Source organism: Cupriavidus sp. CP313, from assembly GCF_054072015.1.
This window is the reverse complement of the sequence record NZ_JBSVZB010000001.1, coordinates 400,234-416,610: the sequence shown is the minus strand read 5'-3', so window position 1 is coordinate 416,610 and position 16,377 is coordinate 400,234. Positions and strand designations below refer to the sequence as shown.

The window sequence follows — 16,377 nt, the reverse complement described above, 5'->3', positions numbered from 1 at the left end:
CCCTCTCCCGCTTGCGGGAGAGGGGCTGGCCGGCAGGATGCTGACCTTGGTCCCAGATCAGGTGTCCGACTTGTGCTTCGGCAGGCCCTTGGTCTTGGTCGAAGCCATCTTGTCGAGTTCCTTCTCGCTCATCGACTTATGCATCGAGCGGGAAGGTCCCTTGAGCGATCCGGCCTTCTTTTCGCCGCGCTTTGCGGAGAGCGCCGCTCCTGCGGCCTGCTGTTGCGCCTTGGATTTGGCTGGCATCTGAGTCTCCTTGCGAAAGGGGGAAGGAACCGGGCGATGCGGTGACACACGCCCGCGCTTCGTTATAGGGCGCCGGCGCGGCAGCGACAAGGGTAGCCCCGCGCCGGCGCCGCTGCGTGCGCGTGCCGGCGTGCATCGCCCGCAGGCTGGCCTAGATCCGGCCAAGCACCACGAGCAGCACCACGATCAGGACGATCAGGCCCAGGCCGCCGCTAGGCCCGTAGCCCCAGCCGGAACTGTAGGGCCAGGCCGGCAGTGCGCCGAGCAGCAGCAGGACAAGAATGATCAGGAGGATGGTGCCGATTCCCATGGCGTGCTCCTTGTTCGTGGATCTGGCAAGCCGGGGGCTTCCGGACCGGGGTGGTCTCGGAGAGCCAACTGCTTACAGTTCAGCCTAGATCAGGGGGTGCCGGCATCCCCCCGGACTAGGGCTGATATCGGTGTAGGAATCGGACGACGCTGGGGTGTGGGGGGCACATGCAGGGCTGTCGTGGCGGACACTGCGCCGCGTTCAGCACGCTGCGTTCAGCCCGTGCTCGACGGCATAGACGGCCACCTGCACGCGGCTGGCCAGGTTCAGCTTCTTCAGGATGTTCTGCACGTGGATCTTCACCGTGCTTTCCGCCACGCCCAGGTCGCGCGCGATCTCCTTGTTGCTTTCGCCGCGCGCCAGGCCCTGCACGATCTCGCGCTCGCGCGCGGTCAGCCGTGGCGCTTCGTCCTGGCGCGCCGCGGCCACCGGTGCGGGTGCGCGGAACTGGGCCACCAGCTTGGCGGTCATGCTGTCGGAGATGACCGGCTCGCCGGCTGCGGCACGGCGGATGCCGGCGATCAGCGCCTCGGTCTCGATATTCTTGATCAGGTAGCCGCGCGCGCCGCCGCGCAGCGCGGCGGCCAGTTCCTCGGCTTCTTCCGACACCGTCAGCACGATCACGGCGGTCTGCGGCAGGTCTTCCACCAGCAGCTGCAGGGCCTCCAGGCCGGACAGGCCGGGCATGTTCAGGTCCAGCAGGATCACGTCGGGGCGGTGCTGCTTGGCGCGCTTGATGCCTTCCACGCCGTCGGCGGCTTCGTCGACGATCTCGAAGTCGGCCTGCCGCTGCAGCAGCGCGCGGATGCCGGAGCGGAACAGGGTGTGGTCGTCGATCAGCAGGATGCGGATGGTCATGGCTGGGTCTCGGTGGTCGTGGGGGCGGGGCGGGTGTCGGCGAGCTCGCGGGCGCCGGAAGAGCGGCCGGCGGGCAGCACCAATTCGATGCGCACGCCGTGGCCGGGGCGGGCCTGCACGTGCAGCTGCGCCCCCAGCCGCGCCGCGCGCTCGCGCATGATGTTCAGGCCGATATGCGCTTCGGCGCGCGTGGCGAGTTCCTCCGGATCGAAGCCCTCGCCGTCGTCCTGCACCACCAGCCGGAAATCGCGGCCGTGGCTGAGCGCCACCGCCACGTGCGCCGCCATGGCGTGCTTGCGCACATTGGAGAGCGCCTCCTGCAGGATGAACAGCACCTGCAGCTGCTGCTCCGGCGCCAACGGCCAGGCGCCGCCGCTCTCGTCAATGGCGAGCGTGGCCTCGGTGCGGCATTGGCGGCGAAAGCGGCCCACGGTCTCTTCCACCGCCGGGCGCAGCTCGCCGGTGCCGAGCCGCGAGCGGAAGTTGTTCAGCAGTTCGCGCACGTCCTGGTAGCTCTCTTCCACGCCGTGGCGCAGCATCGGCACGATCTCGCGGGTCTCGGCCAGGTCGTCGCGCTCGACCGCGGCGTCCAGCAGCTGCACCTGCAGGTTCAGGTAGTTCAGGCCCTGGGCGATGCTGTCGTGCAGGCCCTGCGCCACCAGATTGCGCTCTTCCACCACCGCCAGCTGGCGCGCGGTCGCGGACAGGCGCAGGTGTTCCAGCGCGGTGCCAAGGTGCTGGCCCAGTGTTTCCAGCATCTGGCGGTCTGACGGGGGCAGCGCGCGCGGCGTGCGGAAGTGCAGCGCGAACACGCCGGTGGCGCCGCGCTGGCTTTCGATGCGGAAGGCCGCCAGCGACTGGAAGCCGTTGCGGCTGCAGGGCGTGGCATCCCCGGCGGCGCCGTGGCGCTGCGCCGCGCGCAGGTCGACGACGGCGACCACGGCCTCGCGCGTGGCGTCGCCGCAATGGCAGGCGTTGGCCGTCGCGCAGGATTCGGATTCGGCCAGCGCGGCCGGCAGGCCGGCGGCTGCCAGCAGGTGCATCCTGCCGTGGCGGCTGTCCAGCACGCGCACGCTGCCGCCATCGGCATCGAACTGGCGCATCACGCGCTCCAGGAAGCCGCGCGCCATGGCCTCGGCATCGGCGGCCTGGTTCAGGAAGGCGGCCATGTCGTAGAGCGTCTCGAGGTCGCGGTTCTGGCGTTCCAGCTCCGCGGTCTTCTGCGCCACGCGCGCCTCCAGGTCGTGGTACAGCCCCTGCAGTTCGCCGGCCATGCGGTTGAAGCCTTCGCTGAGGGTGCCGAACTCGTCGCGGCTTTCAACCGGCAGGCGCAGCGAGAACTCGCGCGCGGCCATGCGCCGCAGGCCGTCCTGCAGCCGCAGCACCGGCAGGATGATCCACAGGTAGAGCAGGTAGATCACGGCCACGGTGCCCACGCACGCCATTGCCGCCAGCGCGATCTGCGACACGCGCAGCCAGTCGGTCTTGCGCGCGCTGTCATGCTCGATCATGCCGACCAGGCGATCGGCCTGCGCGACGAAGCCGGGCAGTGCGGCGATATAGCGTGCCGGCGCGGCGTCGTTGCCCGGTCCGGCCACCGCCAGCGGGCGCAGCCGTTGCTGCCAGTCCTGCGTGACCCGGGTCATCTGCGCATGGATGGCGGGTTCGTCCGGCAGGAACAGCGGGCGCGCCGCGTCGCCTTTCCTGAGCAGGGCCAGCGTGGTGTCCAGCGCCTGCACCTGCTCGGCCAGTGCATTGCCCTGGCGCGCCTGTGCCAGCGTCAGTTCGATCGCCACGCGGTTGGCGCGCATGCGCAGGCTGCCGGCGTCATTGATGGCGGCACCCGCGCCTTCCAGCTTCCATGACAGCCACAGCGTGCCGGCAATCATGCCCAGCACCACCAGCAGCACGGCCAGCGAGAGCGAGATGATGCGGGTGGAAAGGCGGTCGCGCAGCGCCGGCAGGCCGGCAGCGCCGGAGGCCGCCGTGGCGCTGGCGGCTGGAGGATCGGTTCGGAACATGGCGGTATCGGGGGCTACCAGTCAGGGAAGCCGGGTGGTGGCCCGGCGGCCAGCGCGTGCATCGCTGTGCGCTGGCAGTGGAAGCCATTTTCCCTGCGCAGCAGGCGGGGCTTCCTGCGCCAGATCAAGAAAACCCGGCTTCGGTGCGGTGTATGTGCGGTCGGCGGCGCATCGCCGGGGATGTCGCCCCACACCAGGCCTGTCACGTCGTGATATATCGCTCCGCCGCATGGCGCGGGGATTTGCCGTCGGACTTGGCTGCGGTCAAATCCCCACGACCTGCCCTGGCCTAGCATCGGGTCCCAACATTGAAGGGGAGAAGCGAGGCGTGAAGGCAGCCAATTTCGACTATGAACGCGCCCCGCGCCCGGCCGTGGTCTTCGGCTGCCTGATGCCGGCGCCGTGGCTTGGCGCCGCGGCGGGAGTCTTGCTTGCCACCGGTCCGCCCGGCGGCTTGCCGGACCGCTTTGCGCCACTGGCGCTGGTGGCGGTGCATGTGCTGGCGCTGGGCATGCTGCTGCCGGTCATGGTGGGCGCGCTGTTCCAGATGATGCCGGTGGTGGCCGGCGTGGCCGTGCCGGGTGCGGGGCTGCTTGCGCCGTTCATGGCCGCGGCTGGCGCGGGCGTGGCCACTGCCCTGGGCATTGGCCTGCTCGGCGGCGAACCCGTGGCGATGCAGGCGGCGGCGGCCGTGGCCGTGATCCAGTTGCTGGCCGGGGCCATCCTGCTGGCTGCTGGCCGGCGCGTGGCCGCAGTGGATGCCACCACGCGCACCCTTGCCGGCATCGGCGCGCCGCTGATGGTCGCGGTGCTGTGCGGCATGGTGCTGGCCGGCGCCTTCGGCGGCTGGTGGCGCGTGCCGGTGGAGCGCTGGCTTGGCCTGCATATGGCGTGGGCGCTGGGCGGCTGGCTGGCGGCGCTGGTGACCGGCGTGGCCACCACCGTGCTGCCGATGTTCTGGCAGGCGCCGCGCCTGCCGGCGGCGATCGGGCGCTGGCTGCCCATGGCGCACTGGTTGCCGCTGGCGCTGTTCAGCGCCGCGGCAATGCTGTGGCCGGATCACCGGGCACTGGCGCATGGCGTGCTGCTCGCGTGGCTGGCGTTCGTGGCGGTGGTGGGCGCGTGCGGACTGGCCGGCACGCTGCGCGCGCGGCGGCGCCATGATCCGCTCTGGCTGCTCTGGCCGGTGGCATGCGCCAGCATGGTGGGCGCGGCGCTGCTGGGGGCGGCGGCAGTCGTGCTGCCCGCCGCCGGCCTGCCGCTGGCATGGTGGGCCGGCACCATGGCGCTGGTCGGCGTGGGCGTGCTGCCGGTCACGGCCATGCTCGGCAAGATCGTGCCGTTCCTGGTCTGGTTGCACCTGCGTCGGCTGCTGCCGCCGCGCGCGCGGGTGCCGGCCATGCAGGCCATCATCGTGCCGGGCCGGCAACGGCGGCAGGCATGGCTGCTGTTGGCGGCCTACGTGCTGCTGCTGGCGGTGCCGCTGGCGCCGGCGCCGCTGGCCCGCGCTGGCGGCCTGCTGCTGGCGGGCGCCAATGCATGGCTGGGGTGGCAGCTGCTGGGAGCGTTGCGATGCATGCGGGAGATGCGCAAGCGCGGCGGGTTGCCGCCGCGCATTGCTGACAAGGTCCCCATGCTGCCGGTTTGCTCCCCTCTCCCGCCTGCGGGAGAGGGGCCGGGGGAGAGGGCAGGCGCTGGCACACCGACGCGCCTCCCTTCGTAGATACTCCGGCCCTCTCCCCCACCCCTCTCCCGCGAGCGGGCGAGGGGAGCCTTGTTCGCGCGGCGTTGGCTACGGCGTGCATGACAGGCATGCGTCAGGCTGGTGTCGGGGCTTGGGTCAGTCCCGCAGGCTTTTCCCCGGTCAACAGGTAGTGCATCAGCTCCGCCACCGGACGAATGGCTTCGCCGAAGGGCAGCGCACCCCGGCCGCGAAAGAACAGGCCGCGCTCCACGTCGCCGCGCACGGCCTGCGCCAGCTTCAGGTCGATGCAGAACTGGCCGATGCGGGCAACGCCGTCGCGCAGCCCGCACGCCTGCAGGCAGTCGAAGCCCTCCAGGCATTCACGCGGCTTGGCGCGGCGCTGCAGCCGCGACTCGCTCGACAGGTAGCGCGACAGCCACGGCGTCAGCACCGCGCGCGCGGGCAGCCCGGCCACGCTGGTGAACTCGCGCAGGGTCTCGGGCCGCGCCGTGGCCAGCACCTGCTTGAAGGCCGGGTGGGCATCGCATTCCTCGGTCACGGCGAAGGCCGTGCCCAGCTGCACCGCGGCGGCGCCCTCGCCCAGCCAGTGGCGCACCTTGGCATGGCTGTCGATGCCGCCCGCCAGGATCAGCGGAATGCTGTCCCAGGCCAGTCCCAGCTGCGCAAACAGCTCGCGGCATTCGGCCAGCACGCGCGAAAACGAAAAGCGCGGCTCCGACAAGTCCTGGATGGTGGCCGCGCCCAGGTGGCCGCCGGCATGCGCCGGGTGTTCGACCACGATGGCATCGGGCAGCCGGCCCTTCTTCATCCAGCGGCGCAGCACCAGGCCGATGCCGCGTGCCTCGGACAGGATCGGGATCAGCGCCACCCTGGGGTGGCTGGCGGTCAGCTCGGGCAGGTCCAGCGGCAGGCCGGCGCCCATGACGATGGCATCGGCGCCGCTTTCGCAGGCTTGCCGCACCAGCGCTGCGTGCGAGCCCACGGCCTTCATCACGTTGACGGCGATCAGCCCGCGGCCCTCGGACGCCGTGCGCGCGGCACGGATCTCGCGATCCAGCGCCTCGAGGTTGGCGGCTTCGATGGCGGGCTTGTCACGGCTGCCGCGGGTGCGTTCCATCAGGTCGGGGTGGTGGTGGCGCAGGTCGATGCTGGCGATGGTGCCGACGCCGTTCTCGCGCGCGACGGCGCCGGCCAGCCGGTGGGCCGAGATGCCGATGCCCATACCGCCCTGCACGATGGGCAGCAGGCGGCGGCCGGCCAGCTTGAACCAGGGGTGATTCATAAACGGGTCTCCGGAAGAGGGTGGGCGCGGGGCCGGCGTGCGGCCAGCCGCGGGGATGACCGGGCAAGCGTGGCACAGCGGTACGGGCCGGCGTTTGCTGCAGGTCAAGCGCGCGGTGGTGGCCTGCCATCGGCCTACGCCAACCGGCATAGGCCAACGCGGGCGGTGTGCCGTTGGCGTGGGTTTGCGCGCGGTCAAGCCCCTGCTGCAAGTGCTTGGCTAGCATCGGCCGCTGTCCTCATCTTCGCGCCGCCGCCGGCGCCATCACCGATGACCCCTGCCTCTCCAGCCCTATCCGCCGCGGCGAGCGTGCCGCGCCGGCCCCAGCTTGTTGCGCCCGCCGGTTCGCTGGCAGCCCTGCGCATGGCGCTGCAGCATGGCGCCGACGCGGTTTACCTGGGCCTGCGCGATGCCACCAACGCGCGCAACTTCGGTGGCCTGAACTTTACCGAGGCCGACATCCGCACCGGCGTGGCCGAAGCCCACGCGCGCGGCGCCGAGGTGCTGTTCGCCATCAACACCTTTGCGCAGATGGGCGCGGTGGCTCAATGGCAGCGCGCGGTCGATGCGGCGGCGGACCTTGGCGCCGACGCGGTCATCATGGCTGATGCCGGCCTGATGGGCTATGCCTGCGAGCGCCATCCGGGGTTGCGGCTGCACCTGTCGGTGCAGGGCTCGGCCACGCATGCCGACGCCATCGAGCTGATGCGCGAGCGCTTCCATATCCGCCGCGTGGTGCTGCCGCGCGTGCTGTCGCTGGCGCAGATCGGCAAGCTGGCGCGCCAGACCAGCGTGGAGCTGGAGGTGTTCGGCTTCGGCAGCCTGTGCGTGATGGCCGAGGGGCGCTGCCTGCTGTCGTCCTACGCCACCGGCGACTCGCCCAACAACAAGGGCGTCTGCTCGCCCGCGCACGCGGTGCGCTGGACCGAGCAGGACGGGACCATGCAAGCGCGGCTGTCGGGCATCCTGATCGACAGCTATGCGCCGGGCGAGCCGGCCGGCTATCCCACGCTGTGCAAGGGCCGCTTCGAGGTGGAGGGCGAGCGCGGCTACGTGCTGGAAGAGCCGACCAGCCTCAATGCGCTGTCGCTGCTGCCGGCGCTGATCGACATGGGCATCGCAGCCATCAAGATCGAAGGCCGGCAGCGCAGCCCGCGCTATGTGGGCGATGTGGTCGGCGTGTTGCGCGCGGCCATCGACGCGGCCTGCGCCGATCCGGCGCGTTTCGTGCCGCGGCAAGAGTGGCAGAGCACGCTGGGGCGCCATGCCGAAGGCGACCAGGTCACGCAAGGCGCCTACGACCGGCCGTGGCGGTGACACCCATGACATCGATCTGCCTTGAACCGGCCATGATGGAGCTTCCCATGCCAGAGATTGCCGCGGCCGCGATGCCGCAAGCCATAGCGATGCCCGACTTCGGCATCGCCCTGGGCCCGCTGCTGTACTACTGGCCGCGCGAGGCCGTGATGCAGTTCTATGCGTCGGTCGCCGATGCGCCGGTCGACCGCGTCTACCTCGGCGAGACCGTCTGCACGCGCCGCCATGAAGTCCGCCATGCGCAATGGCTGGAGATTGCGCAGATGCTGCGCGATGCCGGCAAGGAGGTGGTGCTGTCGACGCCGGTGCTGGTGGAGTCCGATACCGACATCGCCTGGATGCGGCGCGCCTGCGCCCAGGACGACTACCTGGTCGAAGCCAACGACCTTGGCGCGGTGCGCTGTATGCAAGGGCGGCCCTTTGTCGGCGGCCCCCACCTCAATGTCTACCACGCCGATACGCTGGCGTGGCTGGCCGGGCTGGGCGCGGCTGGCTGCGTCGTGCCGGTGGAGATGGACGGCGGCACGCTGGCTGCGCTGGCAGCGGCGCGCCCCACGGGCATGCGCGTGGAAGCCTTTGTCTGGGGCCGCCTGCCGCTGGCGTTCTCGGCACGCTGCTTTACCGCGCGCCACCATCGCCTGCGCAAGGACAGTTGCGAGTTCCGCTGCATGGATTATCCCGACGGCCTGGTGGCCGCCACCGGCGAAGGGCAGGCGTTCTTCACGCTCAACGGCGTGCAGACGCAGAGCGCCACCTGCCTGGACCTGTGCGCAGAGGCGCTGGCGATGGCGCGGATGGGGGTGGGGATGCTGCGCGTGAGCCCGCATTCATCCGGCACGCTGCAGGTGGTGCAACAGCTCGCGGCGATTCGTGCAGGTGAACAGGCACCCGCTGCCAGCGGCATCACGCCGGCCGGCGCCCAGCCCTGCAACGGCTACTGGCACGGCAGCACGGGCATTGCCTGGGAGGCCCGGGCATGAGCGCGCTGCACAAGCTGATCGCGGGCGTGCACCGGCGCATGCCCGCCCGTGCCCGGGCGCTGCCGCTGGTGGCGGCGCTGGAGTTGGCGCGCCGCGCGGGATGGCTGGAGCCACCGGCGGCCTTGGATGGACACGCCTTCCTGCTGACGGTGCAGGATCTTGGGCTGGCCGTGTCGTTCCGCTGCGAAGGCGGACGCTTTCGTGCCGCTGCGTCGGACGCCGAACCTGAGCTGACGCTGCGCGCCTGCGCGGTCGACTACCTGCGCCTGCTGGGCGGCGAGGCCGATACCGACACGCTGTTCTTCCAGCGGCGGCTGGTGATCAGCGGCGATACCGCGCTGGGCCTGGAGGTCAAGTACTGGCTCGATGCCGCGCCGCGGCCCGCATGGGTCAGCCAGGCGGCGGCGCGGCTGGTGGCCTTGCACGGGGCCACCGTGGGGCGGGCCGGTGCGGCGTCGTAGCCGTGGCGCTCAGGCGTCGCCGTCCAGCATGAAGCGGTTGCGTCCCGCGCGCTTGGCCCGGTACATCGCGCTGTCGGCGCGGTGCAGCAGCGGCTCCAGCCGCGGCGCTTCCGGCACGGCGCAGACCGCGCCCACGCTGATGGTGACCACCGGCTGCACCGGCGTGCCGTTGTGCGCGATGCCGAGATCGCGCACAACGGCCACCATGCGGCGCGCCACGTCACGGGTCTCGTCGCGCGTGGCGCCGGGCAGCACCGCCGCGAATTCCTCGCCGCCCAGCCGGGCGCAGAACTGCTCGCCGGACAGCGTGCGGGTCAGGGCGCCGGCAATCTGCCGCAGGCAGTCGTCGCCGGCCACGTGGCCATGCAGGTCGTTGTATTGCTTGAACTGGTCCACATCCAGGATCAGCAGGCCCAGCGCCTGGTTGCGCTCGCACGCCCGGGTCACGGCCGCGATCGACTCGCGCTGGAAGTAGCGCCGGTTGCGGATGCCGGTCAGGGCGTCGATGTCCAGGTCGGCCTGCACCTGCCACAACTGCTCTTCGGTCTGGCCGAGCCGCGCGGTCAGGGCCAGCTCACGCGACTGGAAGCGGCTGATGTCGCGCAGGAACAGCAGGCTGCCAATCTGCCTGCCGTCCAGGCGGGCGACCCCTTCCACTGTGAGCTCGAAGGGCGCGCCCGGCGGCACGAAAGGCGTGGCCGCGAGGTTGGCAGTGTCGGCAGGCGAGTGCTGCAGCGCGGCTTCCCAGCCGGAGGGCAGGGGGTCGCCGCGGCGCAGGGCCGGCCAAAGCTGCGCGGCGGCCGGATTGAATTCGACGATGGCGCCATGGCTGTCGACGATCACGCAGCCCTCGCTGAGGGCATCGAATACCCGCAGGCGGGCGTAGTGGCCGATATCGTCAAGGTGCGTGCGCAGCGCGCAGAACCAGACCAGCGCCGCCATCAGCGAGAACGTCGCCGGCGTCAGGTCCCCGCCCAGCTGCCCGGTCCAGCGGTTGAGGTAGGCGACATTGGCAACCAGGGGCAGGGCCAGGCCCGACGCCAGGATGGCGCGGCCCCGGCGCGACAAGGCCCCGTTGGGCACTTCGGCCGTCACCAGGAAATACAGGCTCACCCCCAGCAGCAGGTACGACCAGACGGCCACTGCCGCATAGCCGACGCCATGGTCGAACACCGCGCCGGGCAATACGCCGGGAGGCATCAGCGTGATGCGCGGCCAGATCAGCCGGTGGCGCTCGTTGGTGAAGACCATCACCACGGTGACCACGGCCACCAGCACGGGCAGCCACAGCCTGGACCAGGGCACCACATAGCGCGGGCGGCTCAGGTGCACCATCGCCACCAGCCAGCCGATCGGCACGGCGACGATCCCGAGGTACTGGACCTTGGCCCACAGGATGCGCCCCTCCAGGTCCGTGGAGCTGATCTCGAGCAGGCGGCCGCCGCTCCAGGTCGCCGCGCCGAAAGCCAATACCAGGAACGCCTGGACGGTCGGATCGTCGCGCCGGGGCCAGGTGGCGATGGCCATGCCGATGCAGACAACCACGGCGACGGTAAGCAGGAGAACCAGGGAGTATGAGGGCATTGAAGGCGGAGCGCGTCCCGAGACCCGGGCGTTGGTTCCGGCGATTCGCGATCTCGTCAGCCAGCATGATACCGGGCTGCGCGGCTGGCTTGGCCGTGGGTGCGCCGATGCAACAGGTGGCAGGCAAGGGGCGCGGGGCGCCCCACTACCTGGTGTCGAGCGAACAGATCGGGATGATCACCGCGACGGGGCAAGGCGGGGTGGCCGGGTCATGCCGGCCGCGGGGTTTCGCGGACCTGCCAGAAGGGGATATCGGTGACGTTCCTTTGCATGCCTTGCCAGTCCGGCATCAGGCCCCGCGTCAGCAGGTGGCCCCAGCCATCGATCCACTTCTGCTGGGCCCGGGCGCACAGCTCCAGCATGGCCGACGCATAGTGCAGCGGGCCGCCGATCAACGGCAGCTCGCAGGCAATCTCGCGCGCGTAGAAGGCCTCTGGCTCCGGCGCGAGGATCGAGCCCATGGCATCGAACTGCAGTTCTTCATACACGGAGCGGGCGAACTCCAGGTTGAGTTCGGCCATGCGGCGCCAGTTGTCTGCCAGGTCAGCCTGCATGGCCTCAAACTGGTGCGCGCCGGAGTAGAAGGTGGGAAACGGCCAGAAGCCGAGCGGCCAGAAGGCTTGCGTTGCGGTCATCATCACGGGAATCTCCGGTGGTGGGCGTGCGCGCAGCGGGGCGGCAGTTGCCGCACACGGCGATGCCGCGATGGGGGCGGCACCCGGACTAGCTTATGCGGTAACGGCGCGCATCGCCATGTCGGCATCCTGGCACCCAAGTGTGTCAATCACTTGCATCCCAGCCGCTTGGCCAGCTTGTGCAGGTTACTGGCATCGATGCCCAGCTGGCGTGCCGCCTGGGCCCAGTTGCCACCCTGGTCCTGCAGCGCCTGTTCGATGCAGGCCCGCTGGGTTTGCTCCACCGCGTCGCGCAGGGTGATGCCTGCAGCAAGCGCCGGGGCGGCGAACGCGCTGGCCATGCCGGCGCCGGCATGGCGTGCCGCGGGCACATCCAGTCCGTCGAGATCAAGCAGTTCAGGCTCCAGCGTCACAATGTCATTGCGGCCCGCGCCGCGGCTGACGGCACGCAGTGCCGCGCGGCTGATCACGTGTTCCAGCTCGCGCACGTTGCCGGGCCAGCGGTAGCTGCGCAGCGCATCCTGCGCACCGCCTGACAGCCGCAGGCTGCGCAGCCCCAGGCGCGCGCGGTTCAGCTCCAGGAAGCGCCCGGCCAGCAGCAGCACGTCGTTGCCGCGCTCGCGCAGCGGCGGGATCGGGATCGGGTAGACCGACAGGCGGTGGTAAAGGTCGGCGCGGAACGAGCCGTCGCGCACATGCTCGCGCAGGTTGCGGTTGGTGGCGGCGATCACGCGCACGTTGACGCGGCGCGGGCGGTCCGAGCCCAGCCGCTGGATCTCGCCGTTCTGCAGCGTGCGCAGCAGCTTGGCCTGGATCGCCAGTGGCAGCTCGCCCACTTCATCGAGGAACAGCGTGCCGCCGTCGGCGGCCTCGAAGCGCCCCGGGCGCTCGCCGGTCGCGCCCGAGAAGGCGCCGCGCGCGTGGCCGAACAGCTCGCTTTCAGCCAGCGACTCCGGCAGCGCCGCGCAGTTGACATGCACCAGCGGCTGCGCGCGCCGGCGCGACTGGCGGTGCAGGCGGTGCGCGAACAGCTCCTTGCCGACGCCGGTCTCGCCCAGCAGCAGTACCGGCAGGTCGGTATCGGCCACCACTTCCAGCTCATGCAGCAGATTGGCGATGGCCTCGCTCTGGCCGATGATCTCGCCGCTGATGTCGCCATGCTGGGCCGTGCCTTCGTCGGCATCGGGCGTGCCGCGTGCCAGCTGCAGCGCGCGGATCTCGCCTTCCAGCCGGGTGGTGCGGATGGCCGCTTCGACGATCACCGTCAGCCGCTGCAGCTCGGCCTGGGCCGCGGCATCGAAGGTGCCGATCGCCAGCGCGTCCAGCGTCAGCGCGCCCCAGGGCTGCCCGTCCACGGCCAGGCTGGTGCCCATGCAGTCATGCACCGGCAGCGGCTCGCCGACGTGCTCGTCGATCAGGCCGTCATACGGGTCGGGCAGCACGCTGTCGTGGTGGAAGCAGGTCACCCCGCGCCGCGCCAGGATGGCGGCCAGGCGTGGATGCAGGCCGACCGCGAAGCGCCGGCCCAGCGCATCGCGCACCAGGCCATCGACCGCAATGGGGCGCAGGTGGTCTTCCTCTAGCCGCAGCAGCGCCACCGCGCCACAGCGGAAATGCGTGCGCAGCATGCTGACCAGCCGCTGCAGGCGCACGGCGTGCGGCAGGTCGGTGACAAGATCGGCCAGCAACTCGGGATACATCGCGCTTGGTAGCATGGTGAAAAACACCGTCAGGGTAATAAGTACCGCGAGAAGTATAGGGTATTAATCACCATCAATGTTTCAAGTCATTGATCCGGATAGATTTTTTTTAGGCACGCTCCTCGCGTAAGTCATGCAGGCATAACTTCCACACGGAGAAACCAATCATGACTATGCAGGACCACTCGCTTGGCCAGCTGGCCCGCCTGATCCCCGGTGCCACCCGGGTCTTCCACGACTACGGCCTGGACTTCTGCTGCGGGGGCAAGCAGACCCTGCGCGACGCCGCGCAGCAAATGGGTCTCGATGCGGCTGCCGTCGGCACCATCGACGCCCAGTTGCGCGCGCTGCAGGACGAAGCCGGGCCGTCGTCGCAGGACTGGAACACGGCGGCGCCGGCCGAGCTGATCGACCATATCCTCACGCGCTTCCATGCGCGCCATCGCGAGCAGTTGCCCGAGCTGATCCGCCTGGCGCGGCGCGTCGAGCAGGTCCACGGCGACCGGCCCGATTGCCCGCTTGGCCTGGCCGACCACCTGAGCGAGATGCTGGGCGAGCTGGAAACGCATATGCAGAAGGAAGAGCAGGTGCTGTTCCCGATGTTGTCGCGCGGCCTGCATGCCGCCGCGGGCCGGCCGATCACGGTGATGCGCGCCGAGCATGACGACCACGGCGTGGCGTTGCAGCGGCTGGCGGCGCTGACCAACGACATCACGTTGCCGCGCGCGGCCTGCAATACCTGGCGCGCGCTCTACCTGGGCCTGCGCACGCTGCGCGAAGACCTGATGGAACACATCCACCTGGAAAACAACGTGCTGTTCGAGATCGCCACGGCGCCCGCCGCCGCCGCGCAAGCCACCGGCTGCGGTTGCTCGACGCACGCCTGAGCCCGCCCGCCACCATAACCAACGACTTCGCATCATGCGTTCCTACCGCAGACTCTGGTTCCTGCTGATCGCCGTGCTGGCGGTCACGTTCTCCCTGCTCGGCTACTACGGCGTCGAGGTGTACCGGCAGGCCCCGCCAATACCGGCCAAGGTCGTCACGACCGAGGGCCGCACGCTCTTCACCGGTGAAGAGATCCTGGACGGCCAGACCGCCTGGCAGTCCGTGGGCGGCATGCAGCTGGGCTCCATCTGGGGCCACGGCGCCTACCAGGCGCCGGACTGGACCGCCGACTGGCTGCACCGCGAGCTGACCGCGTGGCTGGAGCTGGCCGCGCAGGACGCACACGGCCGGCCCTATGCGCAACTCGACGCGCCGGCGCAGGCCGCGCTGCGCGAGCAGCTGCGCACCGAATACCGCGGCAATGCCACCGATCCGGCCACCAACGTGCTGACTGTGTCGAAGCGCCGCGCGCAGGCCATTGCCGATACAGCCGCCTACTACGACAAGCTCTTCTCAGACGCGCCCGCGCTGCACACCACGCGCGAGCACTACGCGATGAAGGAGAACACGCTGCCCAGCGCCGAGCGCCGCGAACAACTCACGCACTTCTTCTTCTGGACCGCTTGGGCCGCATCGACCGCGCGCCCGGGGCACGAGGCCACCTACACCAACAACTGGCCGCATGAACCGCTGATCGGCAACCAGCCCACCAGCGAGAACGTGGTGTGGTCGGTGATCAGCGTGGTGGTGCTGCTGGCTGGTGTCGGCTTCCTGGTGTGGGCGTGGGCCTTCCTGCGCGGCAAGGAAGACGCGCCGCCGCAGGCGCCGGCACGCGACCCGCTGCTGGCCGTGGCGCTGACGCCGTCGCAGCGCGCGCTTGGCAAGTACCTGTTCCTGGTGGTGGCGCTGTTCGTGTTCCAGGTGTTGCTGGGCGGCTTTACCGCGCACTACACCGTCGAGGGCCAGAAGTTCTACGGCATCGACGTCTCGCAGTGGTTCCCCTACGCACTGGTGCGCACCTGGCATATCCAGAGCGCGCTGTTCTGGATCGCCACCGGCTTCCTCGCCGCGGGCCTGTTCCTGGCGCCGCTGATCAACGGCGGCAAGGACCCGAAGTACCAGCGCCTGGGCGTCGACGTCCTGTTCTGGGCACTGGTGGTCGTGGTGGTGGGATCGTTCACCGGCAACTACCTGGCGATCGCGCAGAAGCTACCTGCGCACCTGAACTTCTGGCTGGGCCACCAGGGCTATGAGTATGTCGACCTGGGCCGGCTGTGGCAGATCGGCAAGTTCGCCGGCATCCTGATCTGGCTGGTGCTGATGATGCGCGGCATCCTGCCGGCGCTGCGCGCGCGCGGCACCGACCGCAACCTGCTGGCGCTGCTGACCTCGTCGGTGGTGGCGATCGGCCTGTTCTACGGCGCGGGCCTGGCCTACGGCGAACGCACCAGCCTGACGGTGATGGAGTACTGGCGCTGGTGGGTGGTGCACCTGTGGGTGGAAGGCTTCTTCGAAGTCTTTGCCACCACGGCGCTGGCCTTCATCTTCTCCACGCTGGGGCTGGTGTCGCGCCCGATGGCAACGGCCGCCAGCCTGGCCTCGGCCTCGCTGTTCATGCTGGGCGGCATTCCCGGCACGTTCCACCACCTGTACTTTGCCGGCACCACCACGCCGGTGATGGCGGTGGGGGCCGCGTTCAGCGCGCTGGAAGTGGTGCCGCTGATCGTGCTGGGCCACGAAGCCTGGGAGAACTGGAGCCTGAAGCGGCGCGCGCCGTGGATGGCAGACCTCAAGTGGCCGCTGATGTGCTTTGTCGCGGTGGCGTTCTGGAACATGCTGGGCGCCGGGGTGTTCGGCTTCATGATCAACCCGCCGATCGCGCTGTACTACATCCAGGGGCAGAACACCACGCCAGTGCACGCCCATGCCGCGCTGTTCGGGGTCTACGGGTTCCTGGCGCTGGGCTTCACGCTGCTGGTGCTGCGCTACGTGCGCCCGGCCTACCGGCTCAGCCCAACGCTGATGAAGACCGCCTTCTGGGGACTGAACATCGGCCTGGTACTGATGATCGGCACCAGCCTGCTGCCGATCGGCATCATCCAGTTCCTGGCCAGCGTCGAGCATGGCACCTGGTATGCGCGCAGCGAGGCCTTCATGCAGCAGCCCATCCTGCAGACCCTGCGCTGGGTGCGCACCTTCGGCGACGTGGTGTTTATCGTCGGCGCGGTGTCGTTTGCCTGGCAGGTGGTGCTGGGGCTGGCGAATCGTACGCCGGTGGCGGCGGATGCGGTGCCGGCGCGGATGAAGACGGCGGTGCGCTGAAGTCCGGTTTAACGAGAAGCAGTGCTTGGCCCGCCGGGGTACGCGGCGGGCTTTTTTTTTTGCCAACA

14 protein-coding genes are annotated in these 16,377 nt (G+C 70.0%); 6 read left to right on the top strand and 8 right to left on the bottom strand.

What is annotated here, in order from left to right; genetic code table 11:
- Window positions 1-57: 57 nt before the first annotated feature.
- The 4 genes from ACW4E8_RS01850 to ACW4E8_RS01835 all read right to left on the bottom strand — a co-directional run bounded on the left by ACW4E8_RS01850 (window position 58) and on the right by ACW4E8_RS01835 (window position 3,435).
- Window positions 58-246, bottom strand: a complete 189-nt coding sequence (locus tag ACW4E8_RS01850) for a DUF3008 family protein (protein ID WP_456802951.1) — start codon at window positions 244-246, stop codon at window positions 58-60.
- A gap of 151 nt (window positions 247-397) precedes the next feature.
- On the bottom strand, window positions 398-556 hold the full coding sequence (locus tag ACW4E8_RS01845) for a DUF3309 family protein (protein WP_456802950.1): 159 nt from the start codon (window positions 554-556) through the stop codon (window positions 398-400).
- A 201-nt stretch (window positions 557-757) separates the two neighbouring features.
- Entirely contained in the window at window positions 758-1,414 is a 657-nt protein-coding gene (locus ACW4E8_RS01840; RefSeq protein WP_114134071.1) for a response regulator, read from the bottom strand.
- Entirely contained in the window at window positions 1,411-3,435 is a 2,025-nt protein-coding gene (locus ACW4E8_RS01835) for a type IV pili methyl-accepting chemotaxis transducer N-terminal domain-containing protein (protein ID WP_456802949.1), read from the bottom strand. The genes ACW4E8_RS01840 and ACW4E8_RS01835 overlap by 4 nt, the downstream gene beginning before the upstream one ends.
- A 328-nt stretch (window positions 3,436-3,763) precedes the next feature.
- On the opposite strand from ACW4E8_RS01835, the gene ACW4E8_RS01830 reads away from it, so the two are divergent.
- Window positions 3,764-5,158: a hypothetical protein gene (locus ACW4E8_RS01830; protein ID WP_456802948.1), complete on the top strand. Its 1,395-nt coding sequence runs from the start codon at window positions 3,764-3,766 to the stop codon at window positions 5,156-5,158.
- 94 nt (window positions 5,159-5,252) lie between these two features.
- On the opposite strand, the gene ACW4E8_RS01825 is transcribed toward ACW4E8_RS01830, so the two are convergent.
- Window positions 5,253-6,422 (bottom strand): NAD(P)H-dependent flavin oxidoreductase, encoded by a 1,170-nt coding sequence (locus tag ACW4E8_RS01825; RefSeq protein ID WP_456802947.1) that lies wholly within the window; start codon window positions 6,420-6,422, stop codon window positions 5,253-5,255.
- A gap of 270 nt (window positions 6,423-6,692) precedes the next feature.
- Here ACW4E8_RS01825 and ubiU point away from each other — a divergent pair, with 270 nt between their 5' ends.
- The 3 genes from ubiU to ubiT are packed head-to-tail and all read left to right on the top strand — an operon-like array spanning window position 6,693 to window position 9,180.
- Complete coding sequence (ubiU, locus tag ACW4E8_RS01820) at window positions 6,693-7,739, top strand: ubiquinone anaerobic biosynthesis protein UbiU (RefSeq protein ID WP_456802946.1); 1,047 nt, start codon at window positions 6,693-6,695, stop codon at window positions 7,737-7,739.
- Between the two features lie 47 nt (window positions 7,740-7,786).
- On the top strand, window positions 7,787-8,719 hold the full coding sequence (locus ACW4E8_RS01815) for a U32 family peptidase (protein ID WP_456802945.1): 933 nt from the start codon (window positions 7,787-7,789) through the stop codon (window positions 8,717-8,719).
- Complete coding sequence (gene ubiT / locus ACW4E8_RS01810; protein ID WP_456802944.1) at window positions 8,716-9,180, top strand: ubiquinone anaerobic biosynthesis accessory factor UbiT; 465 nt, start codon at window positions 8,716-8,718, stop codon at window positions 9,178-9,180. Before ACW4E8_RS01815 ends, ubiT begins: the two co-directional genes overlap by 4 nt.
- A 9-nt stretch (window positions 9,181-9,189) precedes the next feature.
- Here the strand turns inward: ubiT and ACW4E8_RS01805 are convergent, their stop codons facing one another.
- The 3 genes from ACW4E8_RS01805 to norR all read right to left on the bottom strand — a co-directional run bounded on the left by ACW4E8_RS01805 (window position 9,190) and on the right by norR (window position 13,114).
- Window positions 9,190-10,764, bottom strand: a complete 1,575-nt coding sequence (locus ACW4E8_RS01805; protein ID WP_456802943.1) for a histidine kinase N-terminal 7TM domain-containing protein — start codon at window positions 10,762-10,764, stop codon at window positions 9,190-9,192.
- 209 nt (window positions 10,765-10,973) lie between these two features.
- Window positions 10,974-11,402: a polyhydroxyalkanoate granule-associated phasin gene (locus tag ACW4E8_RS01800; protein ID WP_456803027.1), complete on the bottom strand. Its 429-nt coding sequence runs from the start codon at window positions 11,400-11,402 to the stop codon at window positions 10,974-10,976.
- Window positions 11,403-11,548: 146 nt separating this feature from the next.
- Window positions 11,549-13,114: a nitric oxide reductase transcriptional regulator NorR gene (gene norR, locus ACW4E8_RS01795; protein ID WP_456802942.1), complete on the bottom strand. Its 1,566-nt coding sequence runs from the start codon at window positions 13,112-13,114 to the stop codon at window positions 11,549-11,551.
- A gap of 152 nt (window positions 13,115-13,266) precedes the next feature.
- On the opposite strand from norR, the gene ytfE reads away from it, so the two are divergent.
- Together ytfE and ACW4E8_RS01785 are read left to right on the top strand one after the other, a co-directional pair.
- Window positions 13,267-13,986, top strand: coding sequence for an iron-sulfur cluster repair protein YtfE (ytfE, locus tag ACW4E8_RS01790; RefSeq protein ID WP_456802941.1), 720 nt, complete (start codon window positions 13,267-13,269; stop codon window positions 13,984-13,986).
- A gap of 34 nt (window positions 13,987-14,020) precedes the next feature.
- Window positions 14,021-16,309, top strand: coding sequence for a nitric-oxide reductase large subunit (locus tag ACW4E8_RS01785; RefSeq protein WP_456802940.1), 2,289 nt, complete (start codon window positions 14,021-14,023; stop codon window positions 16,307-16,309).
- Window positions 16,310-16,377: the final 68 nt, after the last annotated feature.